The sequence below is a fragment of the Haloarcula pellucida genome (assembly GCF_014647235.1).
Classification (GTDB): Archaea; Halobacteriota; Halobacteria; order Halobacteriales; family Haloarculaceae; genus Haloarcula; species Haloarcula pellucida.
In genome coordinates this window covers 271033-297473 of sequence record NZ_BMOU01000007.1, presented here as the reverse complement: position 1 = coordinate 297473, position 26441 = coordinate 271033, and the positions used below count along the sequence as shown (strand labels likewise).

Here is a 26441-nt window from a genome sequence, read left to right as displayed (position 1 = left end):
CCTACCGGGCGCGGTCGTACGCCGCGAGCGCCTGCAACGCGGCCGTCTGCGTGACCGCCGGCGCGAGATAGCGGGGCGCTCCCTTGTTGTACATCACTCGTGTCGGCTCCCACCGCCCGTCCTCGCCCTGTGCAGACAGTAGCCACTCGACGCCGGCGCGGACCGCAGAGTGGTCGGCGTCGACGCCTGCCGCGAGGAGGCCCTGTACCGCCCACGCCGTCTGTTCCGCCGTCGACGGTGCCACGCGGTAGTCGAGGGCGTCCACGTCGGCGGTCAGCGAGTAGTTCGACCGCTCGCCCCACCCGCCGTCGTCGTTCTGGGCGGCGAGGAGGGCGTCGACGGCGTCGGCGACCACGTCGCGGTCGGTCTCACCCACGGCGTCCAGTCCGACGAGGACGCGACTCGTCCCGTAGGTGTAGCCGTCACCCCAGACGCCCATCCACATGTCGGCGTCGGTGACCGACCGCTCCAGATAGTCGAGGGCGTCGGCGACGACGGCGTCGGCGGCAGTGTAGCCGTATTCGCCGAGTGCCTCTAGCGCGTGACCAGTGACGTCTGGACAGGCCGGACTGGCAAAGAGGAGTTCGTACGTCTCCTCGCCGGCCTGCTGACGGAGCACCTCGGCGATAGCGTCGGGGAGCGGGTCGAAGTCCGTGAGGAACCCCGACCACGCGCCGTCGCTCCGCTGGGCCTCGACGAGGAACTGGACGGCCGCGTCGTCGACGGGCCGGTCGCCGCGGGCGAGGGCCGTCAGCGCCGCCGCGGTGTCGTCCCAGTCGGCGTACATCGCCGGGCGGAACCCCCACCCGGACCCGAAGTGTTCGCGGAACTGCGCCGGGTCGCGGTCGAGTACAGCCTCGTCGGTCGATGTGGCGTCTTCGAGCCAGTCCAGTGCGTCGGCCACCTCGGGGGTTTCGGGGTCGGCGCCCGCCTCGAACAACGCCTGGAGCGCCCACGCCGTGTCCCAGACGGAGAGCCGGTACTGGACGATGCATCCCTCGTCGGTGAGTCGCTGCTCTCGAAGCCAGTCAAGCGCCGGCCGGAGTTCGGGGCCGTCGGGGTCGTAGCCGGCCTCCGACAGCGCCAGCACCGCGAAGACGTTGTCCGGACTCGTCTTCCAGTTGCCCGAGCGGAGCCGTCGGTCGAGTAGCACCTCGACCGGAAGGTCGGTGTCGACGTCCTCGCCGTCGGGGCGCTGGGACTCGATGGCTCCGCCGAGGACGGCCGTCACCAGCAACGCGTCGATGGCGTGAGGGTGGACGGTGTGGCGCTCGTAGTCGACGCCGCCGTCGTCGATGCCCGGCGTCTGCCAGAGGATGCGACCGATCTGGAGGTGTTCGTCGTTCGGGAACAGCGTCTCGACGGCGTACTCGTCGCTCATCAGGGCGTAGAACCGCTGCATCCGAAACAGCGGGAACGTCAGGTCGTCGGGGTCCTCGGGGACCAGCCGCATCCCTTCGCGTTCGATTTCGGCCTCGACGGCCGCGCGTTCGTCCCCGTAGTCGCCCGGTAGCACGTCCAGTAACAGCCGACCGCCGAAGTTCGCCGCCGCATCGCCCCACCCGCCGTCGTCGGCCCGTCGGGACAGGGCGTACTCGACGGCGCGGTCACGCGCCGCCGCGTCGACGCGGAGTCGCGTAAGCGTAAGCGCGTAGTGAATCGTAAAGCGGACGTCCCCGATACCGTCTGGGCCGAGCGAGCAGTCCGCTTCCCAGTGGTCGCTCCGATACGACGAGGCCTCGAACAGCGCCGTACGTGCCGCCGTGACGGCGTCCTCGACTGCCGCCGCCGACGTGTCGGACGGGATCTCAGACATCAGTTATAATTCGATAGAGTTGTATTAAACCGTACCGGTGCGTATCAATCGAGAACGTCGACGGAGAACTGGCCGGTCCAGCGGTAGCGCCGGCCGCCCCACTCGAACTCCGGTTGCACGACGCCGTAGGCGAGACAGGCGCCGAGGAGGAGAAAGCCCGGCCACGCGAGCAGGAACGTCCAGCGGTCGAACCCCGCGACCGCGTAGGCGGCCCCGACGACGGCAGTCGTGATCACACCCGTCAGGAGTGGCACGAGCACCGTGCCGACGGCGACGAGTGCCACGACCAGAAACATCGCGACGAGCGCCAGCGGATCGGTAAACAGCATGTTCCGGGTAAAGCGAACCGAGCGGTGGAGCGAACTCCGAACGGACCCCTCGACGGTTATCTCGCGGGCCAGCGAGAGGTCGCCGTGGACGGCGTCTATGTGTTCGCCCATGAGGACGTCGTCGCTGACGGTCCGGCGCAGGTCCGCGACGAGGGCCGGTACGTCCACCTCGTCGCGGTGGAAGCAGGCGGTGCCGCCCCACAGTTCCGCTCCCAGCAGGAACACCGGGAGGTGGAGGAGGTGACTCGGCCCTTCGAGGAACTGCCCGAACAACCCCTCGCTCGCGAACATTGGCACGGACGTGACCGCACCGTGCTCCTCGACGCCCGCGACAACGTGGTCCAGCCACCCCGGCCCGTGGTCGAAGTCGTCGTCGGTACAGACGATGACGTCGTCCGTCGCGGCCGCCAATCCGGTCGCAACGGCGTTGCACTTCCCCGAGCAGCCCTCCGGGTCGCCGGCGATCAGCACGTCGGTGTTGGCGGGCGTCGACCGCTCGGCGACCGGGTCCGAAGCGTGGTCACAGACGACGAGCAGTTCGTCGTCGGGGCCGACCTGGTCGGCGAGGTCCGCACAGGCGTCGGTCCACTCTCTGGTCGGCAGGATGACGCTGACCATCTCAAGTTTGTCGTTTTCGCCCGGGGGGAAAAACTAACCGCACTCGGACAGAACACAACGCTCGACGCCGGCCGCCCGAGCCAACCCTTACTTCGCTCGCGCACCACCGACCGATATGGACGTAGCGCTGGTCACCGTCGGCGACGAACTGCTCTCGGGCGATACGGCGAACACGAACGCGACGTGGCTGGCCCGGCAGTTGAGCGACGCGGGCGCGACGGTCACGCGGGTGCTTACGGTTCCCGACGAGGAGGCTGTCATCGCGGACGCCGTCGCCCGGTATCACGACGCCTTCGACGCCGTCGTCGTCACCGGCGGCATCGGTGGGACCCCCGACGACGTGACGAAGGCGGCGGTCGCACGGGCGTTCGACCGCGAGGTGGTCGTCCCCGAGGACGTCCGCGCTCACCTCGAAGCGAAGGCCGAGCGGTTCGCCGACGAGAATCCCGAGATGGTCGACCGCTACGACATGGACCTCGATTTGGACGCGTGGGCGAGCGTCCCCGACGGGGCCGAACCGCTGTTGACCGACGAGAGCTTCGCCGCTGGCTGTGTGCTTGACGGCGTCTACGTCATGCCGGGCATCCCCGAGGAACTGAAGGCGATGTTCGCCACCGTCGCCGAGGAGTTCGGCGGCGACCGGACCACCGAGACGCTCCACACGCCCGCCCCCGAGGGCGCCGTCGTCGGCGTCGTCACAGAGGCCCGCGAGCGGTTCGGCGTCGCCGTCGGGAGCTACCCCCGGAACGACGACACGCCGGGCCGGGTGAAAGTGACCGGCGACGACCCCGAGAGCGTCGAACGGGCGGCAGCGTGGCTCTACGAACGCATCGAGACGGTCGATTAGAGCAGTTCGAGCACGCCCATCGCCGCCGCGGCGAGGAGTATCTCGAACGAGAGTGTGCCGAGCGCCGACAGCGGGACGAATCGCTTGGTCTCCATCCCGGCGACGCCGGCGGGCACCGTCAGCATCCCGCGCGTGAACAGGAGCGTGTTCGACAGCGGCACCGCAAGCAGGCCGAAGCGGTCGAACATCGCCCCGAAGCGGTCCATCTGGGCCTCGTCGACGCGGAACCACGGCCGGTCTAAGAGCCACTCGCGGCCGCCGCGCTTCGCCAACAGGAAGAGCGCGGTCTGGCCGGCCGTGGCGCCCAGAACGGCCACGAGGAGGATGGCCGCGACGGCCGGGAAGTCGTAGCCGCCAGCGGTCCGCGCGAGGACGGCGACGGCCGCCGGAACGAGCCCCTCGCTGGGGGCGAAGTAGAGCAACATCGCGCCTTCGAGGACGAAGACGAAAAACAGCGCCAGTAACCCGTAGCGCTCCAGCAATCGCTGGGCGTAGGCCGTATCGCCGAAGACGTACAGCGCGATGCCGGCGACGCCGAGGACGGCAAAGAGGCCTGCGACGACGAGCAGGCCGTAGTCCTCCGCGAAGGTCCGGACCGGGCCGCGAACGTCGGTGGCGTCTGTCGCCATCTATCTCTCAAGGCGGCCAACGCCGACATATGTTTTCTGCATCACCCGTCGGCCCGGTCGGACGTGGGCACCACTGACCGCGGTCGTGGCCAGCAAATGCACGTCTCCCGCACGGAACCGACCCGAAGGAGAAACCGCACGAGGCGAGCCGCACAGAACTGTTTAGTGTTCTGAGTGTGTTGTTGACATTTGCCATGGCAACGGAACGACTCACCCGTCGAACCGCAGACACCGTCGAGGAAAACCCGGTCCGCCTCGATACCGATAAGGCCGAACAGATCGTCGGCGCGCTGAATCGGGACCTCGCGGACGCGTACGTCCTCTACCACCAGCTGCACAAGCATCACTGGAACGTCGAGGGTGCCGAACACCACGACATCCACGTCTGGCTACAGGAGGCCTACGAGGACGTCGAGGAGGCCGCCGACGACGTGGCCGAACGGATTCAGGCGCTCGGCGGCGTCCCACACGCCGGCATGCCGGCCCTCGCGGAGGCCGCGACCGTCGAGGCCGAAGACGAAGACGTCTACGACATCCGGACGTCGCTGGCGAACGATCTGGAGATGTACGGCGACATCATCGAGAGCTACCGCGACCACATCGGACTGGCCGAGAACCTCGGCGACCACGCCACGGGGGAGATGCTCCGGCAGCAACTCCTCGACTTAGAGGAACACGCTCACGTCATCGACCACTACCTCGAAGACGACACGCTCGTCCTCGAATCCGCGACGCGATAGCGGCCGAAAAGACGACCGGTCGTTAGCTGACGTCGGGCGCGGTCTCGTCGGTGCTGCCGGGGAGTTCGATCTCGATTTCGAGTTCCGGGTCGTCGACGCCCTCGAAGTCGATTTCGACGGTCACCGGTTCGCCGAAGGCGAAGGGCAGTTCCCACTCGTCGCCCTCGATGGTGAGTTCGTCGTTCTCCTGGAGTTGCTCGCCGAGGTCGACGAGGAACTCGCCTGCGTCGGCCGCGCGCAGTCGGTACTCCTCTTCGAAGTTCCGTCCGGTCGTAATCGTGGTCTTCTCCGTGTCGGTCGTCGTATCGTCTGTCGTCTCTGTCATGGGTAGTCGTTCGCTTTCGGATGGTCGAGCGCCTGTCGAACTGTTCGAGTCAGCGGGCGTCCGCGGGGTCGACCGTCAGGTCGGTCGCGATCCACCCGTCCGTGTTGTCGGTCGCCGTAAACACTACTTGCCCCGGAACGGTCTCCTGCGCCGTGACCTGCGGCGACGAGTCGGCGTCACGCTCCGGCGTGTCGGCAGCGACAGTCGTGGCCTGCGGTTCCATCTTCGACAGTTCGTTTAGGTTTGCCTAAACACTATAACCTTTCTCGTTTGGCCCGCGCCGCGGGGCGGCGTCGACGAAGAGAGCGAGCGACGCGGGGTTTTTTCTCGTCGGCGTCGAATGAGCCGACAGATGGAACTCGAATCGGTGCCGGGCGTCGGGGCCAAGACGGCCACGGCGCTGCGGGAACTCGACGACCCCAAACGAGCCCTGCGCGATGGCGACGTCGCTACCCTCTCGCAGGCACCGGGCATCAGCGAGGGGCGGGCCGCCCGCATCGCTCGGGGCGCCATCCGGGCCGACCACGACGACCCCGGCGGGTTCGCCGCGACGCCGCGGGCCCGCGAGATCTTCCGCGAGGCGCTCGGCCTCCTCCAGTCCCGGACCGTCACCGACTACGCCGCGAAGCGACTGGAGACGCTGTACCCCAGCGGGGTCCGAAGCCGCATCGAGGAGGTCCGGGCGTTCACCGAGCGAGCGATGGACCGAGAACCGGACCCCGACGTTCGAGCGGCACTCTCCGGCGTCGAACCGCTCTCCGACCCCGGCGACGTGCGGGTCCGTGACCGCTGTCTGGCGACCAGCGACGCCGAACGCTACGCCGAGGCCCAAGAGGCCGTCCCCGAGGTCAGCGTCGAAGTCGTCGACGACGCCCGCCAACTCGCCGAACTGGCGCGCTCGTACTCGACGGTGGTCGCGCTGGACGAGGCCTTCGCCGGCGTCGACGTCGAGGGCGACGTACGCGTCGAACCGAACGCGCTGGAAGAGCCCGCGTCGGTCGTCCCCGAGCGCGTCCTCACCTTCTTCGCGCGCAATCGCGACCGGGTGGCCGCCGCCGCGGCGGTCCACCGCGTCGCCGGCCTCGACGCCCCCTGTGACCTCGACGCGCTCGCCGACGCACTCGACAGACTGGAGGAAGACGGGAGCGTGCGCGGCGACGACGAACTCGACCGACTGGCGACGGCCGTCGACGACTTAGACGCGGCCGTCTCCACGGCCGAGAGCGTCGCCAACGACCACCTCCGGGAGGCCATCGAGGAGCGGGACGTGACCATCGAGGGGACGGACCTCCTCTCGCTGGTCGAACGCGGCGCGGGCGTCGACTCGCTGCTGGGTCGGGAACTGGCCGACGAGTACGCCGCCGCCGTCGAACAGGCCCGCGACCACCTCGTCGACGCGCTGGACCTGCGAGACACCGAGACGATGGCTCGCCGGGCGTTCCCCGACGAACCGACCTACCCCGTCGAGCGACAGGAGGACGTGGTGAGTCGCCTGCGCGAGGAACTGACCGCCGCCCGGGACCGGCGAGCGACCCGACAGAAGCGCGAGTTGGCCGACGACTTAGCCGACGTGCGGGGCGACGCCGAGCGACTGGTCGCCAACGCGCTGGAACTGGACGTGGAACTGGCCGTCGCCCGCTTTGCCGCCGACTTCGACTGTACGCTGCCCGAGATCACCGAGGACCGCGGGTTCGACATCGAGGGCGGACGCTCGCCCCTACTCGACGTCCCCTTCGAGGCCGTCGAACCGGTCGACTACGGCGTCGACGGCGTCACCGTCCTCTCGGGGGTCAACAGCGGCGGAAAGACCTCCACGCTCGATTTGGTGGCGCTGGTGACGACGCTGGCACACATGGGGCTGCCGGTACCCGCCGAGTCCGCTCGCATCGGCCGCGTCGCCGAACTGCACTACCACGCGAAAACGCAGGGAACACTCGACGCTGGCGCCTTCGAGTCGACCCTGCGGGAGTTCGGGGCGTTGGTCACCGACATCACGGCCGACCGGCCGGTGATGGTGCTGGTCGACGAACTCGAATCCATCACGGAACCCGGCGCGGCGGCGACCATCATCGCCGGCATCCTCGAATCGCTGACCGAGCGCGAGGCGACCGGCGTCTTCGTCTCGCACCTCGCCGAGGACATCCTGGAAGCGTCGGACGCCGACCTCGCTATCGACGGCATCCAGGCGGCGGGGCTGGTCGACGGCGAACTGCGGGTGAACCGCTCGCCCGTGAAGGGGCAACTCGCCCGCTCGACGCCGGAACTCATCGTCGAGAAACTGGCCGACGACGACGGCGAGGACGGCTTCTACGCGGGGTTGTTGGAGAAGTTCTAATGCCCGGTAGACAGCAGACTGCCTATCCGGCCTCAACGTGATAATCGTACAATCATAGCACAAATCCCATATTTAAATCCATATCAGTACCGTGCATTTTTCTGTTTTGTAGATGGATTTATTGTTTTCCTCTATCGAATTGGGAGTGGGATGAAGGAGTTCTCTCGGAGACCATATGTCACTCAGGAACCTGATTCGTGAACGAATCTGGTGCCGAGAAAGTACAGTCGGTCTGCTAATTACCTCGTCCACTGTGAGTGGGTTCGCTATCGCCTTCTATTGGTTTGGAATAGCCACAGAAGAACCGACGCTAACGACGCTATCGATGGAACAGTATCTCAGTGGTATCGTACTCGGATTGGTGTTCAGTTTAGCTCTCCTATCACTTCTAATGCGTCCCGGATTGCGAGAGCGCTGGCCAGAGAGTAAATGGATTCGAGCCAGTATAACGCTCCCAGTTGGTATTGGATTGGGGCTTCTTGTTTCGTTCGCACCAACAGCCCTTTCCGTAGGCTATATCGTTCTCGCTGTCAGTTTCACGCTCGTCCGCACGGTCATCTATCTTACCGCGTAACCCGCTCTGGTGGATTACGTCGCTGAGTGCCAACGTCCTTCGATCGCTGTTTTCCGTATCCTGAGTCGTCCGGCGTTTGAGCAGATCAGACGTGCTCGCAGCCAGTTCCACTTTCACTATCGGTGGCAAATGGTTAAGTGGTCCGGGAAGCTCGGTGAAAGTGATGAGCGACGACCCCGAGGAGGGGATGCTCGGCTGGGACGAGTCCGTGTTCCGGGACGAGCACGTCTTCGAGATAGACTGGCTCCCGGAGACGTTCAAACACCGGTCGAGTCAGATGGAGACGCTGAAGTACTCGCTCCGCCCCGCCGTCCGGGGGTCGCGCCCGCTCAACGTCATCGCTCGCGGCCCGCCCGGCACCGGCAAGACGACGGCGACCCAGATTCTGTTCGACGAACTGTCCGCCCAGACGGACGTGCGCGCCGTGCGGGTCAACTGTCAGGTCGACTCGACGCGCTACGCCGTCTTCTCGCGGCTGTTCGCCGAGATATTCGACTACGAACCTCCCTCCTCGGGTATCTCCTTCAAGAAGCTGTTCTCACAGATAACCGACAAACTCGTCGAGGAAGACGAGGTGCTGGCGGTGGCGCTGGACGACGTGAACTACCTCTTCTACGAGTCCGAGGCCAGCGACACGCTGTACTCCCTTCTCAGAGCGCACGAGGCCCACTCGGGCGCGAAAATCGGCGTCATCTGCGTCTCCTCGGACCTCGAACTCGACGTCATCGAGGCGCTCGATACGCGTGTGCAGTCGGTGTTTCGCCCCGAGGAAGTGTACTTCAACAAGTACGACCAGACCGAGATCGTCGACATCCTCGACGAACGGGTCGAACGCGGGTTCAACGAGGGGGTCGTCGGCCCGGCGGTACTGGACCGCGTCGCCGAACTCACCGAGGAACAGGGCGGTGACCTGCGAGTGGGCATCGACCTCCTGCGACGGGCCGGGATGAACGCCGAGATGCGAGCGTCCCGGTCGGTCGAACTGGAGGACGTCGAGTCGGCCTACGACAAGTCCAAATACGTCCACCTCTCGCGGCGGTTGCAGGAACTCTCCGACTCTGAGACGGCGCTCGTCGAGGTCATCGCCGAACACGACGGCAAACGCGCCGGCGACATCTTCGACGCCTTCAACGACGCGAGCGGACTGGGGTACACTCGCTACTCCGAGATTATCAACAAACTCGACCAGTTAGGCATCATCGACGCCGACTACACCGACGTCGAGGGCCGCGGTCGGTCCCGCGAGTTGACGCTCAACTACGACGCCGACGCCGTGCTGGACCGGGTGTAATACGCTGTCGGTCGGCGTACACGCACCGCGGCGAGTGCCGCCGAACGGCCTCAGGCGCGGCCGTTCAGCGGGCAGATGAAGTAGTTCGGCGGGCCGAAGCCGGGGTTTCCGAGACTCGTCTCGATGTAGTCGGCGGCGAGGATGTCCTCGTCGTTCGAGAGCGGCGCGTCGTCGTTGAACGCGTCGACGTCCGTCACCGTCGCGCTGTAGGTGGTCCACATACCGCCGTTCCAGTCCTGGTCACCGGGGCCAGATTCGGAGACGAAGGGGGACAACTGGTCCTCGCTCACGTCCTCGGTAGCGACGATGGGGACGTCGCCGTCGTGGAGGAAGTAGAGTTTGTCCTCGGGGTCGGGTCGCTCGTCGAGTTCCCGCACTACGTTCGTCCGCCACAGCACGTCGTTGGCGTAGACGCGACCGAACTGTCTACCGTGGTCGGTACCGCTACCGGCGGCCGCGGCGTCGGTAGCGCCCACGCCCACCGCGGCCATCGCGAGGGCCCCGGTCGTGCGGAGGAGTCGTCGTCGGGTCGGTGTTGGCTCGTCCATGGAGTCACGGGAGGCGGGTACCTCCCGACTGGGACGACGAGCGAGGAGTAAAAGGCCGTTTTTCGAAGTTCGGGCCGACTCTGTGCCGAGTTCGGGTAGCATCTGTATCGACTCTCTTCCAACTCCGAACCGACGCTGTCAGTCGAGTTTCTCGAAGGTCGTCTCGACCCACTGAATCGCGTAGTCCGCGCCGTACTCGCGGTAGGCCTCCGTATCGAGTGCAGCGAACGGGGCGGGCAGGTCGAGACCGTGTTTGACGCCGCTGCAAGCCAGTTCCGCGGCCGCGGCGAACCCGGTCTGGCCGCGGGCGATCTCGCCCGCGAGGTCCGAGAGGCGGGGTTCGAGGCGCTCGCCGGCGTCGGCCCACGCGTCGTACAGGTCGGGGTAATCCTCGGCCCACCCGCTGAACTCGGCGCGGGTCTGGATACCGAGGTAGGCGTCGTACAGCGCCGTGGCGAGTTGATAGGTGTCGGCGGGGCCGAGTCGCGGGTCGGTGACGCGGGCGAACTCGGGATAGCGCTCGCCGAAGAAGCCGAGGAAGTGTTCGGGTTCGTCCAGCCCCACTTCGACGAGCGCCTCGGCGACGAGGAAGTCGACGAACGCCGACGGCGAGGTTTCGAGGCGCGGTTTGACGAACACGCAGGGTGGCCCGGTCTGGTGAGTCCAGGCGACGCCGCCGTCGCCGGGCATCCCGATAGTGAGGTCGCTCCCGGCGAAGCGACGGAGCGGGTCCGGGGCGTTCTCGGGGACCCACGACGAGTCGTACGAGAGCGGGTCGACCGAGTCGGTGACGAGCAGGAGTTCCTCGGCGACGGCCGAGTCCAGCGTCTCGAAGTCCCGCTGGCAGTTCAACACGAGCGCGTCGGGGGCGTACTCGGCCCGAACGTCGGGTAGCTCCCCCTCTAGCGTGCGCTCGGTGAACATCAGGCCGAGAACAGAATCAGGTTGGCGACGATGGCGAGTGACAGCAGTGCCGATGCGGCGATAGTTCCGAGGACGAGTTTCGTTGCCGTACTCATGTGAGACTCTATCGCAGGCCCCGCATTAAACCTTGAGAAACGACTATCGGCTTGCCGGACCTCACGGCCGGTATGGATAGACAGCGCGTCTCGACCGGGACCGAATGGGAATCGCAGGTCGGCTACTCGCGGGCGATACGGGCCGGCGACACCGTCCGGGTCGCCGGAACCATCGCCACGGACGACGACGGGGCAGTGGTCGCGCCCGACCAGCCCTACGAGCAGACGCGGTACGCGCTGGGCATCGTCACGGACGCGCTGGACGATCTCGGTGCGAGCGCCGACGACGTGGTCGCCACCCGGATGTACGTCACCGAGATGGACCACCAGACGGAAGTGGGCCGCGCTCACGAGGAAGTGTTCGGCGACGTTCGGCCGGCGGCGACGATGGTCGAGGTGTCGGGGCTGGCGGCCGAGGGGGCCGTCGTCGAGGTGGAAGCGGAAGCGGTGCTGGAGTAGTCAATCGTCGGCCACGCCGACGCCGGACCGCCGGGCCACGTCGCGCCACTTGCCCGTCCAGAATCGGCCGGTGTTGACCGCCGCCTTGAGGTAGAAGTCACCGACGAGGGCGACGAAGATTGCGGGCAGACCGAGGCCGAGACCCGGCGAGACGGTCACCCCGACGAGCGGAACCGTCGCCACGAACGACGCCGGGAGCGCGAGCGCCGCGACCGGGAGCCGGAAACAGTAGCCGCCCAGAATCGCACCGTACAGCGGCCAGCGCGTGTCGCCGGCCCCGCGGAGACTCCCCCGCATCGTCCGCGAGACGGAGAAGCCGGCGACGATGAGGCCGAACACCCGGACGAACTGCGCCGCGAGTGCCGGGTATTCGGTGCCGAACAGCGAGACGACGGGCCGGGCGAAGACGACGAGGACGGCGCCGATGGCGAGTTGGACGGCGAGTGCCACCCGGAGAGTCTGCCAGCCGTACTCGGCCGCCGAGGACTCGTCGCCCGACCCGAGGTGCTGGCCCACGAGCGTCGACGCCGCCGTCGCGTACCCCCACGCGGGCATCAGCGCCAGCAACATCACCCGGCGGCCGATGGCGTAGGCCGCGAGCGTCGGCGTCCCCAGCACCCCGAGGACGAACAGGAACGGGAACCGCGCGAACGTCTGGAGCAGGCGCATCCCCGACAGCGGCAGCGCCACACGGACGATTTCGGTCAACAGACTGAGATCGAACTGCGGGCCTCGCAGGGGCAACCGCACCGCGTACCGCCCGGAGGCCAACAGTCCGAAGAAGATGGCCGCCGCCAGCGTGTTGGCGACGGCCGTCCCGATGGCCGCCCCGGCGATGTCAAGCCGCGGGAACGGGCCGAGTCCGAAGATGAGGACGGCGTTGAGGACGACGTTGGTCGGCAGCGTCAGGAGACGGACGTACATCGGGGTCCGGGTGTCGGCACTCCCCGCGAGCGCCCGCGAGGCGACCATGCTCCAGAATCGGGGTGCCATCGACAGCATCACGATAGAGAGGTACGCCGCCCCGAAGTCGATAGTGGCGGCGTCGTCGGCGAGGACACCGACGAGTACGTCCGGATAGAGCCACGAGACGGCCGTCAGCGGCGCCGACAGGAGGAGGGCGATCCACAGCGACTGCTTGACCGCGAGGTTCGCACGGGCCGGTTGGTCGCTCCCCTGCAACCGGGAGACGACGCTGATGGTGCCCGAGGACACCGCCAGCGAGAGGCCGAAGCCGACGAAGTAGTACTGAAAGCCCAGTTCGAGGCCGGCGATGGCGGCGTCGCCGAGTGCGATGCCGACCATCAGGAAGTCCGCCAGTCGCAGGAGGATGCGGAGGCCGCCCGTGACCATCACCGGCGCGGCGAGGTCGGTCGCCTCGGTGGCCATCCGGCGGTCGACCAGTCCGGCGCGGGCAAGCACGGCCGGCACCCCCTGTACGAGTCGGCTGAAGAGACGGCGGACCATCTACCGGGACTGAGGGCGGCAGGCCCCTGTCAGTTTCGTCGTCAGGGAACCAACTGCTCGCCGTCGTCGTCGTAGACGGTGATGGCCTCGACGGGGCAGGCACGGGCCGCGAACTTCGCGTCGAACTCCGCGTCTTCGGGTATCTCGCGCACGAACAGGTCCGCAGATTCTTCCTCGCTGTCCGCCAGCACCGCTTTTCCGGCGTCCTCGTCTCGCTCGAAGGCGTCCCACTCCGCGACACACTGGAACATCCCGATACAGGTGTCACGGTCGTATTCGACGTACATACACGTGCGTTGACCCGTGACGGCCAAAGGCGTTCCCCTCGCGCGGTCACTCTTCGGCGAGGCGGTCCAGCGCGACGGTGACGGACTGACCGAGAATCTCCAACAGGTCGCGGTCGCTCTGGTCGAAAGTGTTCGCCTCCACCGACGCGACCGAGAGCAGGCCGTGTTCGTTCAGCGGGTACAGAAAGACCGTCTCGAAGGCGTCCGTGAGCGTGTCCTCGCGCGACCCGTAGTCCTCGACGACGCGCGGTGTCCCTTCGTGGAACGCGGCCAGTTCGACCGTCCCATCGGCGAGGCGGAGGCGGTCGAATTCGTCCCGGGAGACCGCCGTCCGGTCGGTGGCGGCATCGGTCGCAGCGAGCGGAACGAGCGTCTCGTCGGCGTACTCGAAGATACCGGCGAATGGTTCGTCGAGGACCACCGAGACGACGTCGGCGGCGGTCTGTGCGACGGCTTCCGGCGAGTCCGCCGTCAAGAGGTCCCGCGTCGCGTCGTTGAGGGCTTCGAGGTGGCGTTCGTGGCGGTGCTGTTCGGTCACGTCGCGGATGACGACCTGTACCGCCGGCTTCCCGTCGTAGACGACCGGCGTCCCTCGGCTCTCGACGTGTCGCACCGTCCCATCGTCACGCTGGAGGCGCCACGGGAGCCAGTCGGTGTTCTCTCGGCTGCCGTCGAGGACCGTTCGCATCCGTTCGCGGACCCGCGTGCGGTCCTCGGGGTGGACGTACGCCAGTGGCGAGGCGGCGTATATCTCGGTCCGGTCGTCGAAGTCGAGCAGTCGGGCCATGGTGTCGTTGGCGTACACCACGCGCTCCCCGAAGTGGACCAGAATCGCGTGCGGGGAGGCCTCGACGAGCGTCCGATACCGGAATTCTGTCTCCTTGCGCGCTTCCTCGGAGCGGCGACGCGCGACGGCGTTCTCGATGCGGTTGGCAAGCACGTCGTACTGGTCGCTGGTCACTCGCTTCTGTAGGTAGTCGGTGACGCCGGCGGAGATAGCCTCGCTCGCTATCTCTTCGCTGCCCCGCCCGGTGTAGAGGATGAACGGAATCGAGGGCGCTCGCTCCTGTACCGCTCGCAGGAGCGCCAACCCGTCCATCTCGGGCATCTCGTAATCGCTGACGAGACAGTCGACGTCACCGCGTTCGACGGCCTCAAGGGCGCCCTGTCCGCTGGTTACGATAGTTACGTCGAACGCGTCGCGGCGACGGTCGAGGTGGAGTGCGGTTACCTCCGCCAGGTCCGGTTCGTCGTCGACGAGTACCACCCGGATGGTTTCGGGGACACCGGTCTCGACGCCAGTGCCCGGCCCCTTACCCACGTCACCCATACCCCCACACATAGACCGCGCGCCTGAAAGCAGTTGGGGCCATGACGACAGTTTAAATCGGAGCGGGGCCCAACGGGGGCGTAATGGACGTTGCGGACCTGCCGGGAGTCCCCGACTGGCTACCCGACCACCTGCGCGACGACGGCATCGAGGAACTGTACCCCCCACAGGCCGAGGCCGTCGACGCGGGGGTCACTCAGGGACAGAACATCGTGGCGGCGATACCCACCGCCAGCGGCAAGACCCTCGTGGCGGAGCTAGCGATGCTCTCGGCCGTCGCCCGCGGCGGCAAGGCCCTCTACATCGTCCCCCTGCGGGCGCTCGCCAGCGAGAAGCAGGCCGAGTTCGAACAGTTCGAGCAGTACGGCCTCGAAATCGGTGTCTCGACGGGCAACTACGAGTCCGACGGCGGGTGGCTGGGCGACAAAGACATCGTCGTCGCTACCAGCGAGAAGGTAGATTCCCTCGTGCGAAACGACGCGCCGTGGCTCGAAGAACTGACCTGCGTCGTCAGCGACGAGGTCCACCTCGTCGACGATGGCCAGCGCGGCCCGACGCTTGAAGTGACGCTCGCGAAACTCCGCCGCCTGAACCCCGACTTACAGACGGTGGCGCTGTCGGCGACCATCGGCAACGCCGACGAACTGGCGACGTGGCTGGACGCCGAACTCGTCGACTCGGACTGGCGCCCCATCGAGCTACAGAAGGGCGTCCACTACGGGCAGGCCTTGCACGTAGAAGACGGGAGTCAGCGACGGCTGGCGGTCCAGAACAACGAGAAACCGACCGCCGCCGTCGTCCGAGATACCCTGCAAGACGACTACGACGAGGACGGTAACCTCGTGGAAGCGGGCGGATCCTCGCTCGTGTTCGTCAACTCCCGGCGCAACGCCGAGGCGGCCGCCGGGCGACTGGGGAGTACGGTCCGACCACACCTCACGAGTGAGGAGGAAGCCGAACTCGCCGACGTCGCCGCCGAAATTCGGGGCGTGAGCGATACGGAGACGAGCGACGACCTCGCCGACGCCGTCGAACAGGGCGCGGCGTTCCACCACGCCGGCCTCGCCCGGGGCCACCGCGAACTCGTCGAGGACGCGTTTCGCGACCGACTCGTCAAGGTGGTCTGTGCGACGCCGACCCTCGCGGCCGGGGTCAACACGCCCTCACGCCGGGTCGTCGTCCGGGACTGGCGACGCTACGACGGGACTGCGGGCGGGATGCAACCCCTGTCGGTTCTCGAAGTCCACCAGATGATGGGCCGGGCCGGGCGGCCGGGGATGGACCCCTACGGTGAGGCCGTCCTCGTCGCCAACAGCCACGACGAACTGGACGAACTGTTCGAGCGCTACGTCTGGGCCGACCCGGAGCCGGTGCGGTCGAAACTCGCGGCCGAGCCGGCGATGCGGACCCACATCCTCGCCACCGTCGCCTCCGGGTTCGCTCGCTCCCGGTCGGGCCTACTTGAGTTCCTCGAAGAGACGCTCTATGCCAGTCAGACCGACGAGACGGGACGGCTGGAGCGGGTCGTCGACGACATGCTGACCTACCTCGAACGGAACGAGTTCCTCGAAATCGACGGCGGGGATGGCGAGGCGCGGAGCGCCTCGAAGTCGAGCGGCGATGAGCCGCGAGACGAACTGGATGCGACGTCGCTGGGCCACACCGTCTCCAGCCTCTATCTGGACCCGATGAGCGCCGCCGAAATCATCGACGGCCTCCGGGACTGGCAGCGGTCGGCCGCCGAGTCGACGACCGCAGATTCGGACGGCGGGTTCACCACCGCGAGCGAACTCGCCGACGAACAGGCCGCCGCGGGCGAGGCCGATCCCGACGACATCTCCGCACTGGGCCTGTACCACCTCGTCTCACGGACGCCGGACATGTACCAGCTCTACCTGCGCTCGGGCGACCGCGAGGAGTACGAGATGGAACTGTACGAACGCGAGGACGAACTGCTCGGACCGACGCCCTCGGAGTTCGAGGACGACCGCTTCGAGGATTGGCTGTCGGCGCTGAAGACCGCCCGCCTGCTGGAGGACTGGGCCGACGAGGTCGAGGAGGACACCATCACCGAACGGTACGGCGTCGGCCCGGGCGACATCCGCGGGAAGGTCGAGACGGCCGAGTGGTTGCTGGGGGCCGCCGAGTCGCTGGCCAGCGAAATCGACACGGACGCCGCCCGCGCCGTCAGCGAGGCCCGCATTCGCGTCGAGCACGGGGTGCGCGAGGAACTGGTCGACCTCGCGGGCGTGCGCGGCGTCGGACGGAAACGCGCTCGCCGCCTGTTCGAGGCCGGCATCGGCGACCGCGCCGAACTGCGCGACGCCGCCAAGCCAGTCGTGCTGGCGGCGCTCCGCGGCCGTCGGAAGACCGCCGAGAACGTGCTGGAGAACGCGGGCCACCGCGACCCGTCGATGGAGGGCGTCGAACCGGATTCGGACGTCGACGTCCTCGACGACGACCCGCGGGACCGCGACGAGGACGGCGTCGAGACGGGCGAAGACCAGTCCAGTCTGGGTGATTTCTGATGGAGGTCGTAGACGGCATCGCGACCATCGAGGACGTGGCCGAGTTCGTCACGGAACTGGACGCTATCGGCGAGCGATACGACGCGACCGTACAGGCGTTCGACGCGCGCTACGTCGTCGACCGTTCCCACCTCGAACGGGCCGTGGCGCTGGCCGAACGGGCCCGAGAGCGTGGCGACACCATCGCCGACGACTTCGGCGTCGAGATACTGCTGTACGCGGCCGGCCGCCGGCAGATAAACCGCGCGCTGGCGATGGGCGTCAGCGAGGGCGAGTGCCCGGTCGTCGCCGTCGTCGTCGGCGGCGACGAGGCCGGGGCGGCCGAGGCGCTACAGGCCCTCCTCGAATCCGGCGAGACGCTCGACGAGTACGACCCCGAGCGGGTGCGGTCGTTCTTCGACGTGAGCGACGCCGAACTCGCGGCGACCGACGGGACGCTCGCCGACGCCGTCCGTGAACGGGTGGCGCTGTTGCCCGTCGAGAAGTAGCGAGGACCTGACCGCCGGTCGGTTCTCCGAATTGCGAGCGGCGAGGGCCTGAGCCACGAAGCGGGCCGTCGCGCCCGAGCGCCAGCGTTTTGCCGAGTCGTGTGCTACTCCAACGCATGGATCTCCAGCAGGGCAGACGGGGACAGTCGTGAGCGACCTCACCGACCCCGTGACCGTCGGCGGTCTCACGCTGCCGAACCGCCTGTACCGCGCCCCAGTACTGGAGTGTGCGGGGAACGGCGACGGTGCGGTCGACACCCTCGCCGACGAACTCGAACCGACCGCCGCCTCCGGCGTCGGCCTCGTCTTTCAGGGTGCGAGCATCGTCACGGCGGAGGGCGGGTGTGCGGCGCCGAACATGACGCGCGTCCACGATCCAGCCTTCGTCGAGCGACTCGAACGGCTGACCGACGCGATTCATGCACACGAGGGCAAGATATTCCTGCAACTCGCTCACGGCGGGCTTCGGAGCATGGCGACGTGGCACGCCGGCTACCGGGAGCGCCACCCCGAGGAGCGACAACTGGCCGTCTCCCGGCCGCCGTGGCAGTTGCGTGCGCTCGACCGACTGGGACTGGTTTCGCTCGACCCGGCCGTGCTCTCGACGGAGGAGGTGTACGACCTCGCAGCGCAGTTCGGGCGGTGTGCGGGCTACGCCGTCGACGCCGGCTACGACGGCATCCACCTCTCGGCGGCGAACATGAGCCTGATTCAGCAGTTCCTCTCGCCGTTTTACAACCACCGGACCGACGAGTTCGCCGACGGCGTGCGCTTTCTCGAAGCGATTCACGACGCGGTCCGGGACCACGCCGGGGACGTACCGCTGGTGACGAAGGTCCCCGCAGAGACCGTCGCCCCGAGTTTCGTTCGTAGGCATTTGACGCTGTCGGACGGTATCGACGTCGCCGAACGACTGGCCGCCATCGGCTACGACGCGCTAGTGCCCGTCGAGGTGTCGACGTTCTGGGACATGAGCATCGTCCGCGGCGCGTTCCCGGACCGGGCGTGGGCCGCCAGCGACCTACAGGACGACTACGCGGCGGCGTTCGGTGGTCCGGTTCGCGCGCGGGTGGTAGAACTCCTGAACCGACTGCAAGCGCGCCGCTTCGACCACGAACCGGGCTGGAACGCCGACTTCTGCCGTCGGGTCCGAGAACGCGTCGACGTGCCAGTGTTGCTGGAAGGTGGTCTGCGGACGCGGGCAGCCTGTGACGCGTATCTGGGTGCTGGCGGAGGCAAACCGGCGGCCGACATGGTCGGAATGGCTCGCCCGTTCTACGCCGAACCGCGCCTCGGCGCCCGGTTGTTAGACGGCCACGACGCCCTGTGTGCGAGTTGCAACAACTGCACTATCCCGCAGGTGACAGGCGAACCGGGTCGGTGTCGTACCCCCTCGGTCGTACGGGCACAAGCACGGCTCTCGAAGGAAGGTGCCTACGAGGGTAACGATCGGGAGACGTGAGTCGCTAGCTGTCGACTCGTACTCGGCGTCGCGTCCCGCCCGCCCGAAGCGTCACTCAGTCTATAATTTGTTCTGTGGCCGGGCGTCCTGAGAGAAAGTCTCATCCCCATCGAACACTGACTGGCGCGCGATGACGGCAGAGATTACGTCGGAGCGCCTCGACCTCACCGTCGACGGCGACGACATCGACTTGCACTACCGCACCGGCGGCGAGGGACCGCCGATGGTGTTCTTACACGGCATCGGACTGGACGCCGCCACCGTCTCGTGGCGACACGCGCTCCCGGAACTGGCCGAGGAGCGGACCGTCTACGCGCCCGACCTGCCGGGCCACGGCGAGAGCGACAAGCCCGACCGCGCGTACACGACGGCGTACTATCTGGAGACCGTCGAGGCGTTCATCGACGCACTCGACATCGACGCGCCGGCGATGGCCGGCCTCTCGATGGGTGGTGCGCTGGCGCTGGGCCACGCACTCGGCGGTGGCGACGTCGAACGTCTCGCCCTCGTAGATAGCTACGGACTGGGCGCCGACGCCTACTGGCGGACGGCCGCCAGCGGCGTGTTGCAGACGCCGGTACTCGGAAATATGCTCTGGCAGGGCGTCAGTGCCTCGAAACCCGCCATCAGGACGGGACTGCGGAGCATGGGTGCGACCGAACCCCCCCAGGACCTCGTCGACGACGTGGACTCGGTCGTCGACCGACGGACGGTCCGGGCGATGCGGCGCTGGCAGCGCAGCGAGTTCCGACGGAACGGATTCCGGACGGACTACTCCGACCGACTCGAGGAAGTGTCGGCGCCGACGCTACTCGTCCACGGCGAGGCCGACCCGCTCCTCCCCCAGTCGTGGTCGAAGCGGGCGGCCGCGACGCTTGCAGATAGCGAATTAGAGATAGTAGAAAACTGCGGACACTGCCCTCCCCGTGAGCGACCGGAACGGTTCAACCGGGTGCTGCGCTCGTTCTGTTAGTTCGGCAGGTCGTCGATGAGGACGACGGCCTCGCCGTCGATGACGACGTCCTCCTCGCTCTTGACCCGTGTCGTCAGCCGGTACTGGTCGTCGCCGAGGTCCTCGACGATCTCGCATTCGGCCGTGAGGCGGTCGTCGATGCGTACGGGATTGTGGAACTCGAGGTCCTGCGAGAGGTAGATCGTCAGTCCGGGCAAGCGGGCCAACGCCGCGCTGATGAGGCTACCGACGAGCGTCCCGTGGGCGATGCGGCCGCGGAACCGTGTCTTCTCGGCGAACTCCTCGTCTAGGTGCAGCGGGTTCGTATCCCCGCTCGCGGCGGCGAACTGCTTGACGTCACCATCGGAGATCGTCTTCGTGAACTCGATTCGGTCACCGACGCCGAGGTTGTCCGGATGGTCCTCGGAGATCGTTACGTGCCACTCCGGGAGGTCCTCGTTCGGTTCGATACGCTCGGCAGGAGGGGCGGCGGCGTCCTCGTCTTGTTGGACGCCGAAAGCCGCAAATGCTGCCCGATTGGCTGCAACGACGCTGTTGAACATGTGGGAGGAGGTTTCGGTCCACGTATCGAGCAGCGGATTCCGATGTGATTCAGAACTCATCGATGGGTCGTATTTAGAGGTCCGACTATTAAATCTTGGTGTTATTTTGTACTCTACGGCCACGAGACGGCTTCTACCGACCGACAGCGGCGTTATAGCATCTCGATGACGACTCCAGCGGCGGCGAGCGCCTCGCTCACCATCTCTCAGCACCTCGAACCATTCAATGGTATCAGATGGTAGCAGATGGTAAATCGGGGGAAGTTTTAAGTCATTGAACAGTGTACGTGAGAGTACAGATGGCCGATGAGGACGATGGTCTGATGTGGCCCCCGATGTTCAAGGGGATGCAGCAGGCGAGCGAGAACGCGATGGAACAGCAGCAGCAGCTCATGAAGCAGTTGTTCGCGAGCGGTGGTATGCCGAGCTTCGATATGAATCAGCTCGGTGCGATGAGCCAGATGGCGACGTTCAAGACCCGCGTCCAGAGTGGCGGACGAATCAGCATCCCCGACGCCGAGCGCGAGGCGCTCGGAATCGAAGAAGGCGATATCGTCCAGACAGTCGTCCTCCCGGTCAGCAACAACAGCGAGTAATACAACAATGGTAGACTACACAACCCCCGTCACGACCGCTTTCGAAATGCAGCGCGCGTCCATCGAACAGAGCCAGAAGGCCCTCGAACAGACCGTCTCGTTCCAGCAGAACATCAACGAGGCAGTCATCGGCAGTCTCGACACGCAGGAGTCGGCCCAGCGCCGCGGTGTCGAGCTCTCGAAGACCGTCTTCCACAGCTACCTCGACGCCGTCGAGAGTACGGTCCCCGGCGCCGCCGGCACCGTGGACGAGGTCCGGCAGGCCGTCGACGAGCAGTACGACTTCCTGCTCGAGAATCACGCCGAAGTCTTCGACAACATCGAGAGCGAGATGGTCGAAGGCGTCGAGTCCTACGACGATCTGACCGCCGACTACGTCGACGCCGTCGACGAGCAGGTCAAGCTACTCGTCGAGGCCCACGAGGAACTCGAATCGCAGTCGGTTCAGGTCGCAGAGCAGTTCGGTGACCAGCTCGAAGAGGTCCAAGAGCAGGTCGAGGAGATGCAGGCACAGGTCGAAGAAGTGCAGGCACAGGCTACTGACGCCGTCGAAGCGTAACGAACCAGCCGTTTTTTGTGCGCGACAGCGCGAGTTACTAGAGATACTATGAGCGATACAAACCAGATGCAAGACGAGTGGGCGGAGATGGTCGAACAGATGAACGACGCCGTCGCCGATTCGATGGAACAGAACATGAAAGCCCAGGCGGCCTTCGTCGAGTCGTGGGCCGACGCCGTCGAGGACTCCATCCCGGAGGAAGACGAACTCTCCGAGGGACTACAGGGCTACAACGCGGCCTACGAGGAGTGGATCGACGCGGCCGAGCAGATGGTCGAGCGCTCGACCGACGCCGCACAGGGCGAGGACGTCGACCCCGCCGAGTTCCGCGACATCTGGCTCCAGTCGGCCAACGAAGCGTTCAAGCACGTGATGGGCACCTCGGCGTTTGCGGCCGCCAACGGTCAACTCGTCGAGTCCATGATGGAGATGCAACAGGAGGCCGACGAACTCAATCAGGACGCCATCGCCCAGATGGGCTTTCCGACCCGCGACGACATAGACGAAGTCGCAGAGCGCCTCGTCGAAGTCGAGCGCCGGCAACACGCTGTCGAGGAGAAGCTCGACCGGGTCCTCGAACACCTCGAGGAGTAAGCCATGTCCAGTAATCCCTTCAACCCCTTCGCGGCCGCGCTCGACTGGCAGGCCAAGACGCTCGAGGCCATGTCCGAAACCGCCGAGACGAGTCAGGTCGCCGACGAGCGGCTCGAACTGATGGAGTCCGTCGAAGTGGGTCAGACGCCCTCGGAGGTCGTCTACGAGGAGAACAAGCTCGAACTCCTCCACTACGACGCCGAGGCCGCCGGCATCGAGGTCGACGAGGAGGACAAGGAAGCGGTCCCCATCCTCATCGTTTACGCGCTCATCAACCGACCGTACATCCTCGACTTACAGGAGGAGCGGTCCGTGGTGCGTCGCCTGCTCGAAGCGGGTCACGACGTCTACCTCATCGACTGGAACGAGCCCTCGCGGCTCGACCAGCACCTGACGCTCGACGACTACGTCAACCGCTACATGGACAACTGCGTGGACGTCGTCCGCGAGCGCTCCGGGCAGGACGCCATCAACATCCTCGGGTACTGCATGGGTGGCACCATGTCGGTGATGTACACCGCCCTCCACAAGGAGAAAGTCAACACGCTCGGCCTGATGGCCGCCGGCCTCTGTTTCGACCAGACCGGCGGTGTCCTCGAAGAGTGGGGTTCAGACGAGTACTACTCCCCGCGAGACGTGACCGAGACGTTCGGCAACGTCCCGGCGGAGATGCTCGACATCGGCTTCGCGCTGATGGACCCCGTCGACAACTACGTCTCGAAGTATATCCGCCTCGCCGAGAACCTAGAGAACGAGTCCTTCGTCGAGAACTTCGGCCGGATGGAGAAGTGGCTCGGCGACGGCATCGACGTCGCCGGCGACACTTACGTCCAGTTCCTCGAGGACGTCTATCAGGACAACAAGCTCTACAAGAACGAACTGGAGATCGGCGGCGAACACGTCGACCTGGAGAACATCGACATGCCCGTCATCCAGTTGATGGGCGAGTACGACCACCTCATCCCACCGGAGGCCTCCAAGCCGTTCAACGAGGTCATCCCGAGCGAGGACACGAAGACCATCGAGTTCTCGACCGGCCACATCGGCCTGTCGGTGTCCTCGTCGACCCACGCGGACCTCTGGCCCGAAGTCGCCGAGTGGTACAGCGAGCGCAACCCGTCCGAGGAAGTCGACATCGAGGTCGAGTCCCCCGAGGAAGCCGTCGAAGACGTCGCCGACGACGCCGTCGATGCGACCGAGGCCGACGACGACACAGCCGAGGCGGCCGTCGAAACCGAGGCGTTCGGCTCCGAGGCGGGCGCCGACGTCGAGACCGTCTCCGGCATCGGCCCGACCTACGCAGACCGGCTGCGTGCCGCCGGCGTCGAGACCGTCGGCGACCTCGCCGAGTACGACGCCACAGAGCTCGCCGAACTCGCAGAGACGACCGAGTCCCGCGCACAAGACTGGCTCGACCAGCTATAGACCGGCGATACCTTTTCTCACTGCCCGTCGAAGGCGTACGTATGCGCGTCTCAGTCATCGGCGGGTCCAGCGTGACAGACGAGCAGTACCGACAGGCACGGACGGTCGGCCGGTTGCTCGGCGAGCAGGGGCACGACGTCGTCTGTGGCGGCCTGACCGGCGTCATGGAAGCCGTCTGTAAGGGTGCCGGCGAGACCGGCGGCCACACTATCGGTATCCTCCCGGGCGAACATCGGGCGGCGGCAAACGACTACGTCGATACGGTCATCGCGACCGGGATGGGGAACGCCCGCAACGTCCTCGTCGTGCTGAACGGCGCGGCGGTCGTCGCCGTCGACGGTGGGGCCGGGACGCTCTCCGAGATAGGCCACGCGCTCGACATGGGCCGACCGGTCGCAGGACTGGGAACGCACGCGGTCGAGGGCGTCGACGGCATCGAACACGTCGAGACGGCCGCCGAAGCCGTTGAGTACGTCGAGAAGGCGGTGTAGCCGGCTGCCCCGTCACTCGAACCAGTCGACGAAGCTCCCGTCGAGCAGCGTCGCCTTCTGCCGCCTGATGTAGGTAGACTGCATCCCCCAGATGGCCTCGGGGAGCGGGACGTGTTCCTCGATGCGACGGCGGACGGAGTCGTGTTTCCAGCGGGCCGGGGTGAGCCGACGGTCCACTCGCTCGCGCAGCGGCCGGATGTACTCGTGGGCCTCCTCGGCCGAGAGACCGCGCTGTTCGAGTCCTTCGCGGGCGTGTTCGAACAGTTCGCCGTACAGTTCGTCCGTCGAGGTGGTCGTCGCGCCGTCGGCCGTTATCCACTCGATGTCGGCCCGCAGTCCCTCGCGCGTGGCCGCATAGAAGTTCTCTTTGGCCGTCTCCCAGTCCAGCGACTGGATGGGGTGTTCGAGTCGCGGCAGACTCTCCATCAGGCCCGCGAACAGCGCTTCGAAGGCGATTGCGTCGTCGACGGTCGGTTGGGCCGGCAACGGGCGGAACTCGATGCGGGCGTTGGCCGCAGAGCGGGTCTGGCCCTCGAACACCGGCCGCACCCACCGCCAGTACGAGCCGTGTTTGTGCCGGAGATGGACGAACGCGTCGTCGAAGCGGGTGCCCGACTGGACGTCCATCGGGACGATGGTGTCGTCGGCGACGATGTCGTCGATGGCGTCCTCGACGGTGTCGAAGTCGGGCGGGAAACACACCTTCGGCGGCGTCGGATCGTCCTCGGGCGGGTTGAGGACGGACTCGAAGACGCCGATGCGGTGCTCCATGTGTGCGTCTTCGAGTATCTCCTCGGCCGGCGCGTCGTCGTAGAGGTCCGGCGGGAAGAAGGGTGCGTTGACGCCGAGTGCGAGGAGTGGCGCGGCGACGCGGAGGGCGTAGCTGAAGTACTCGGGGAGGTCCGGCGCGTGGGGAATCTGGTAGTGCGGTTGGATGGAGGTGATGAGCGCCTCGGGCATCACCGTCTTCGCTTGCAGGGAAACGTGTGGCGCGTCGAGTTCGAACGCCGACGGGTAGTCGGTGTTGGCCATCGTGTGGTACCGCACCGCGTCGGACATGTTGGTCCCGATGCGAATCCCGTCCTCGGAGACGGCGTCACAGAGGTAGCTCTCGGCCGTCTCGCCGTTCGGCGGCACCGTCCACATGCCGTCGGAGACGAGTCGAATCCCCTCGGTGCCGAGTCGCTGCTGGGCCGGCATCAGCGACGCCTTCAGTTCGTTTCGCTGGGCCGCCAGTCCGTGGGAGTTCAGTGGCTGGGGGCTGGTCTGCATCTCCGCGTTGTGGAGGCCCAGTTCCTTCTCGAAGCCGATGAGTTCGAGCAACTGTCGGGGGACCCGCCGCAGGGCGTCGGTCTGGTCGTCGACGGCGTACAGTTCCAGTTCCATCCCGACGATGGCCTCGGTGTTGTCGAACGTCCCCGACCTGACCTCCGTTTTGAGCTGTTCGGCCTCCTCGCGTGCGTTCGTGTGGAACTCCTCGGGGTCTACGTCCAGCGCCCGTGTGACCGCCGCAGCCAGTTCCGATGCCGACATGGGCGCGGGTTCACGTCGGGGCGTGTTAAGTGTGGTCCAGTCGCGACGAGAGCGCTGTGTCTCGCGGTTCGGCCCACGTCACAGCAGGTCCTCGACGTCGCTGTGGGTCTCCGCCAGCGGGTCCGCGTCGGACGTCGACAGCGCCCCCTCGACGGCATCTCTCGCCCCGGGGAGCGGGTCGTGACTCTCGACGTAGGCCGCCAGTGCGAACGTCCGTTCGCCGACACCGGCAAGCGTCCGCGCGTCGCCGCGTGAGAGCGTTCCCGAGAGCCAGTCCCGGACGATATCGCGGCCGCGCGGTCCGAGCGGCGAGACCTGCTCGCCGAGGCGGTGGAGCGTCTTCGCCGCGGTCACCGGCGGTATCCCCGCGGCGTGCCCGCAGTCGTCGACGGCGTTACCGGCGGCGTACGAATCGACGACCGTCGCCGCCGCCCCGGCCGAACACGGCAGGTCCTCGGCGAACGGTTCGAGTCGCTCAGCCAGCGTCGCGTCGGTGTCGTCGACGGCGGCCACCCCACACTCGCGCTGTCGCTCGGTCACCTCGATGCCGGCAGCGATGTCTGCCAACCCCATTGGTACCACAATAACAGTCGCGTAATTTAACAGTGGTGGCTCCGCGCTCGGTCGGTACCAGCG

28 protein-coding genes are annotated in these 26441 nt (G+C 66.7%); 14 read left to right on the top strand and 14 right to left on the bottom strand.

The annotated features are described in order from the left end of the window. Position 1: 1 nt before the first annotated feature. Positions 2-1816: a prenyltransferase/squalene oxidase repeat-containing protein gene (locus tag IEY28_RS19890; protein WP_189001917.1), complete on the bottom strand. Its 1815-nt coding sequence runs from the start codon at positions 1814-1816 to the stop codon at positions 2-4. Positions 1817-1860: 44 nt separating this feature from the next. Beyond that, complete coding sequence (locus IEY28_RS19885) at positions 1861-2763, bottom strand: glycosyltransferase family 2 protein (RefSeq protein ID WP_189001915.1); 903 nt, start codon at positions 2761-2763, stop codon at positions 1861-1863. A gap of 115 nt (positions 2764-2878) precedes the next feature. On the opposite strand from IEY28_RS19885, the gene IEY28_RS19880 reads away from it, so the two are divergent. After that, positions 2879-3610: a competence/damage-inducible protein A gene (locus IEY28_RS19880; protein ID WP_189001913.1), complete on the top strand. Its 732-nt coding sequence runs from the start codon at positions 2879-2881 to the stop codon at positions 3608-3610. Here IEY28_RS19880 and IEY28_RS19875 read toward each other — a convergent pair. Then, a complete protein-coding gene (locus tag IEY28_RS19875) occupies positions 3607-4239 on the bottom strand; it encodes a DedA family protein (protein ID WP_189001911.1) in 633 nt (210 codons plus the stop codon). The genes IEY28_RS19880 and IEY28_RS19875 overlap by 4 nt on opposite strands. A 194-nt stretch (positions 4240-4433) precedes the next feature. Between IEY28_RS19875 and dpsA the strand changes: the two genes are divergently transcribed. Continuing rightward, a complete protein-coding gene (dpsA, locus tag IEY28_RS19870; RefSeq protein ID WP_166967492.1) occupies positions 4434-4979 on the top strand; it encodes a DNA starvation/stationary phase protection protein DpsA in 546 nt (181 codons plus the stop codon). A gap of 22 nt (positions 4980-5001) precedes the next feature. Here the strand turns inward: dpsA and IEY28_RS19865 are convergent, their stop codons facing one another. Together IEY28_RS19865 and IEY28_RS19860 are read right to left on the bottom strand one after the other, a co-directional pair. Next, the gene (locus IEY28_RS19865) at positions 5002-5304 is read right to left on the bottom strand and encodes an amphi-Trp domain-containing protein (protein ID WP_189001909.1); all 303 of its coding nucleotides are present in this window, start codon (positions 5302-5304) and stop codon (positions 5002-5004) included. 49 nt (positions 5305-5353) lie between these two features. Beyond that, entirely contained in the window at positions 5354-5527 is a 174-nt protein-coding gene (locus IEY28_RS19860) for a hypothetical protein (RefSeq protein WP_166967489.1), read from the bottom strand. A gap of 129 nt (positions 5528-5656) precedes the next feature. Here IEY28_RS19860 and IEY28_RS19855 point away from each other — a divergent pair, with 129 nt between their 5' ends. After that, the gene (locus IEY28_RS19855) at positions 5657-7639 is read left to right on the top strand and encodes a MutS-related protein (protein WP_189001989.1); all 1983 of its coding nucleotides are present in this window, start codon (positions 5657-5659) and stop codon (positions 7637-7639) included. A 737-nt stretch (positions 7640-8376) separates the two neighbouring features. Continuing rightward, a complete protein-coding gene (locus IEY28_RS19850; protein ID WP_166967488.1) occupies positions 8377-9504 on the top strand; it encodes an ORC1-type DNA replication protein in 1128 nt (375 codons plus the stop codon). A 50-nt stretch (positions 9505-9554) separates the two neighbouring features. Here the strand turns inward: IEY28_RS19850 and IEY28_RS19845 are convergent, their stop codons facing one another. The 3 genes from IEY28_RS19845 to IEY28_RS21035 form a co-directional block, all read right to left on the bottom strand. After that, the gene (locus IEY28_RS19845; protein WP_189001907.1) at positions 9555-10052 is read right to left on the bottom strand and encodes a hypothetical protein; all 498 of its coding nucleotides are present in this window, start codon (positions 10050-10052) and stop codon (positions 9555-9557) included. Positions 10053-10190: 138 nt separating this feature from the next. Then, the gene (locus IEY28_RS19840; protein ID WP_189001905.1) at positions 10191-10976 is read right to left on the bottom strand and encodes a DUF7089 family protein; all 786 of its coding nucleotides are present in this window, start codon (positions 10974-10976) and stop codon (positions 10191-10193) included. Next, positions 10976-11071, bottom strand: coding sequence for a hypothetical protein (locus tag IEY28_RS21035; RefSeq protein ID WP_420842332.1), 96 nt, complete (start codon positions 11069-11071; stop codon positions 10976-10978). The genes IEY28_RS19840 and IEY28_RS21035 overlap by 1 nt, the downstream gene beginning before the upstream one ends. 72 nt (positions 11072-11143) lie before the next feature. Between IEY28_RS21035 and IEY28_RS19835 the strand changes: the two genes are divergently transcribed. Then, positions 11144-11530 (top strand): RidA family protein, encoded by a 387-nt coding sequence (locus IEY28_RS19835; RefSeq protein WP_189001903.1) that lies wholly within the window; start codon positions 11144-11146, stop codon positions 11528-11530. On the opposite strand, the gene IEY28_RS19830 is transcribed toward IEY28_RS19835, so the two are convergent. The 3 genes from IEY28_RS19830 to IEY28_RS19820 are packed head-to-tail and all read right to left on the bottom strand — an operon-like array spanning position 11531 to position 14614. After that, positions 11531-12997: an MATE family efflux transporter gene (locus IEY28_RS19830; RefSeq protein WP_189001901.1), complete on the bottom strand. Its 1467-nt coding sequence runs from the start codon at positions 12995-12997 to the stop codon at positions 11531-11533. Between the two features lie 41 nt (positions 12998-13038). Then, entirely contained in the window at positions 13039-13284 is a 246-nt protein-coding gene (locus tag IEY28_RS19825; protein WP_189001899.1) for a ferredoxin, read from the bottom strand. A 46-nt stretch (positions 13285-13330) separates the two neighbouring features. Then, positions 13331-14614 carry a response regulator gene (locus IEY28_RS19820; protein WP_189001897.1) on the bottom strand — a complete coding sequence of 428 codons (1284 nt, stop codon included), beginning with the start codon at positions 14612-14614 and terminating at the stop codon, positions 13331-13333. An 83-nt stretch (positions 14615-14697) separates the two neighbouring features. Between IEY28_RS19820 and IEY28_RS19815 the strand changes: the two genes are divergently transcribed. The 4 genes from IEY28_RS19815 (at position 14698) to IEY28_RS19800 (ending at position 20065) form a co-directional block, all read left to right on the top strand. Beyond that, positions 14698-17142: an ATP-dependent DNA helicase gene (locus IEY28_RS19815; RefSeq protein ID WP_189001895.1), complete on the top strand. Its 2445-nt coding sequence runs from the start codon at positions 14698-14700 to the stop codon at positions 17140-17142. After that, on the top strand, positions 17142-17630 hold the full coding sequence (cgi121, locus tag IEY28_RS19810; RefSeq protein WP_189001893.1) for a KEOPS complex subunit Cgi121: 489 nt from the start codon (positions 17142-17144) through the stop codon (positions 17628-17630). Before IEY28_RS19815 ends, cgi121 begins: the two co-directional genes overlap by 1 nt. 148 nt (positions 17631-17778) lie before the next feature. Next, positions 17779-19092, top strand: a complete 1314-nt coding sequence (locus IEY28_RS19805; RefSeq protein ID WP_189001891.1) for an oxidoreductase — start codon at positions 17779-17781, stop codon at positions 19090-19092. A gap of 130 nt (positions 19093-19222) precedes the next feature. Continuing rightward, entirely contained in the window at positions 19223-20065 is an 843-nt protein-coding gene (locus tag IEY28_RS19800; RefSeq protein ID WP_189001889.1) for an alpha/beta fold hydrolase, read from the top strand. Here the strand turns inward: IEY28_RS19800 and IEY28_RS19795 are convergent. Beyond that, positions 20062-20607: a MaoC family dehydratase gene (locus IEY28_RS19795; protein ID WP_189001988.1), complete on the bottom strand. Its 546-nt coding sequence runs from the start codon at positions 20605-20607 to the stop codon at positions 20062-20064. The genes IEY28_RS19800 and IEY28_RS19795 overlap by 4 nt on opposite strands. Before the next feature lie 299 nt (positions 20608-20906). Between IEY28_RS19795 and IEY28_RS19790 the strand changes: the two genes are divergently transcribed. The 5 genes from IEY28_RS19790 to IEY28_RS19770 are packed head-to-tail and all read left to right on the top strand — an operon-like array spanning position 20907 to position 24272. Beyond that, on the top strand, positions 20907-21203 hold the full coding sequence (locus IEY28_RS19790; protein WP_189001887.1) for an AbrB/MazE/SpoVT family DNA-binding domain-containing protein: 297 nt from the start codon (positions 20907-20909) through the stop codon (positions 21201-21203). A gap of 7 nt (positions 21204-21210) precedes the next feature. Further along, a complete protein-coding gene (locus IEY28_RS19785) occupies positions 21211-21762 on the top strand; it encodes a hypothetical protein (protein ID WP_189001885.1) in 552 nt (183 codons plus the stop codon). A gap of 48 nt (positions 21763-21810) precedes the next feature. Further along, positions 21811-22356, top strand: coding sequence for a poly(R)-hydroxyalkanoic acid synthase subunit PhaE (locus tag IEY28_RS19780; protein ID WP_189001883.1), 546 nt, complete (start codon positions 21811-21813; stop codon positions 22354-22356). Positions 22357-22359: 3 nt separating this feature from the next. After that, the gene (gene phaC, locus IEY28_RS19775) at positions 22360-23781 is read left to right on the top strand and encodes a poly(3-hydroxyalkanoate) polymerase subunit PhaC (protein WP_189001881.1); all 1422 of its coding nucleotides are present in this window, start codon (positions 22360-22362) and stop codon (positions 23779-23781) included. Positions 23782-23822: 41 nt separating this feature from the next. Beyond that, entirely contained in the window at positions 23823-24272 is a 450-nt protein-coding gene (locus IEY28_RS19770) for a TIGR00725 family protein (protein ID WP_189001879.1), read from the top strand. Between the two features lie 12 nt (positions 24273-24284). On the opposite strand, the gene IEY28_RS19765 is transcribed toward IEY28_RS19770, so the two are convergent. After that, positions 24285-25805, bottom strand: coding sequence for a glutamate-cysteine ligase family protein (locus tag IEY28_RS19765; RefSeq protein ID WP_189001876.1), 1521 nt, complete (start codon positions 25803-25805; stop codon positions 24285-24287). Between the two features lie 78 nt (positions 25806-25883). After that, entirely contained in the window at positions 25884-26378 is a 495-nt protein-coding gene (locus IEY28_RS19760) for a DUF7858 family protein (RefSeq protein ID WP_189001874.1), read from the bottom strand. Positions 26379-26441 lie beyond the last annotated feature (63 nt).

What these genes read in the sequence shown, in the direction of transcription:
- IEY28_RS19890 (WP_189001917.1), bottom strand. Translation starts at nt 1,816, where the DNA reads ATGTCTGAGATCCCGTCCGACACGTCGGCGGCGGCAGTCGAGGACGCC.
- IEY28_RS19885 (WP_189001915.1), bottom strand. Translation starts at nt 2,763, where the DNA reads ATGGTCAGCGTCATCCTGCCGACCAGAGAGTGGACCGACGCCTGTGCG.
- IEY28_RS19880 (WP_189001913.1), top strand. Translation starts at nt 2,879, where the DNA reads ATGGACGTAGCGCTGGTCACCGTCGGCGACGAACTGCTCTCGGGCGAT.
- IEY28_RS19875 (WP_189001911.1), bottom strand. Translation starts at nt 4,239, where the DNA reads ATGGCGACAGACGCCACCGACGTTCGCGGCCCGGTCCGGACCTTCGCG.
- dpsA (WP_166967492.1), top strand. Translation starts at nt 4,434, where the DNA reads ATGGCAACGGAACGACTCACCCGTCGAACCGCAGACACCGTCGAGGAA.
- IEY28_RS19865 (WP_189001909.1), bottom strand. Translation starts at nt 5,304, where the DNA reads ATGACAGAGACGACAGACGATACGACGACCGACACGGAGAAGACCACG.
- IEY28_RS19860 (WP_166967489.1), bottom strand. Translation starts at nt 5,527, where the DNA reads ATGGAACCGCAGGCCACGACTGTCGCTGCCGACACGCCGGAGCGTGAC.
- IEY28_RS19855 (WP_189001989.1), top strand. Translation starts at nt 5,657, where the DNA reads ATGGAACTCGAATCGGTGCCGGGCGTCGGGGCCAAGACGGCCACGGCG.
- IEY28_RS19850 (WP_166967488.1), top strand. Translation starts at nt 8,377, where the DNA reads ATGAGCGACGACCCCGAGGAGGGGATGCTCGGCTGGGACGAGTCCGTG.
- IEY28_RS19845 (WP_189001907.1), bottom strand. Translation starts at nt 10,052, where the DNA reads ATGGACGAGCCAACACCGACCCGACGACGACTCCTCCGCACGACCGGG.
- IEY28_RS19840 (WP_189001905.1), bottom strand. Translation starts at nt 10,976, where the DNA reads ATGTTCACCGAGCGCACGCTAGAGGGGGAGCTACCCGACGTTCGGGCC.
- IEY28_RS21035 (WP_420842332.1), bottom strand. Translation starts at nt 11,071, where the DNA reads ATGAGTACGGCAACGAAACTCGTCCTCGGAACTATCGCCGCATCGGCA.
- IEY28_RS19835 (WP_189001903.1), top strand. Translation starts at nt 11,144, where the DNA reads ATGGATAGACAGCGCGTCTCGACCGGGACCGAATGGGAATCGCAGGTC.
- IEY28_RS19830 (WP_189001901.1), bottom strand. Translation starts at nt 12,997, where the DNA reads ATGGTCCGCCGTCTCTTCAGCCGACTCGTACAGGGGGTGCCGGCCGTG.
- IEY28_RS19825 (WP_189001899.1), bottom strand. Translation starts at nt 13,284, where the DNA reads ATGTACGTCGAATACGACCGTGACACCTGTATCGGGATGTTCCAGTGT.
- IEY28_RS19820 (WP_189001897.1), bottom strand. Translation starts at nt 14,614, where the DNA reads ATGGGTGACGTGGGTAAGGGGCCGGGCACTGGCGTCGAGACCGGTGTC.
- IEY28_RS19815 (WP_189001895.1), top strand. Translation starts at nt 14,698, where the DNA reads ATGGACGTTGCGGACCTGCCGGGAGTCCCCGACTGGCTACCCGACCAC.
- cgi121 (WP_189001893.1), top strand. Translation starts at nt 17,142, where the DNA reads ATGGAGGTCGTAGACGGCATCGCGACCATCGAGGACGTGGCCGAGTTC.
- IEY28_RS19800 (WP_189001889.1), top strand. Translation starts at nt 19,223, where the DNA reads ATGACGGCAGAGATTACGTCGGAGCGCCTCGACCTCACCGTCGACGGC.
- IEY28_RS19795 (WP_189001988.1), bottom strand. Translation starts at nt 20,607, where the DNA reads ATGTTCAACAGCGTCGTTGCAGCCAATCGGGCAGCATTTGCGGCTTTC.
- IEY28_RS19790 (WP_189001887.1), top strand. Translation starts at nt 20,907, where the DNA reads ATGGCCGATGAGGACGATGGTCTGATGTGGCCCCCGATGTTCAAGGGG.
- IEY28_RS19785 (WP_189001885.1), top strand. Translation starts at nt 21,211, where the DNA reads ATGGTAGACTACACAACCCCCGTCACGACCGCTTTCGAAATGCAGCGC.
- IEY28_RS19780 (WP_189001883.1), top strand. Translation starts at nt 21,811, where the DNA reads ATGAGCGATACAAACCAGATGCAAGACGAGTGGGCGGAGATGGTCGAA.
- phaC (WP_189001881.1), top strand. Translation starts at nt 22,360, where the DNA reads ATGTCCAGTAATCCCTTCAACCCCTTCGCGGCCGCGCTCGACTGGCAG.
- IEY28_RS19770 (WP_189001879.1), top strand. Translation starts at nt 23,823, where the DNA reads ATGCGCGTCTCAGTCATCGGCGGGTCCAGCGTGACAGACGAGCAGTAC.
- IEY28_RS19765 (WP_189001876.1), bottom strand. Translation starts at nt 25,805, where the DNA reads ATGTCGGCATCGGAACTGGCTGCGGCGGTCACACGGGCGCTGGACGTA.
- IEY28_RS19760 (WP_189001874.1), bottom strand. Translation starts at nt 26,378, where the DNA reads ATGGGGTTGGCAGACATCGCTGCCGGCATCGAGGTGACCGAGCGACAG.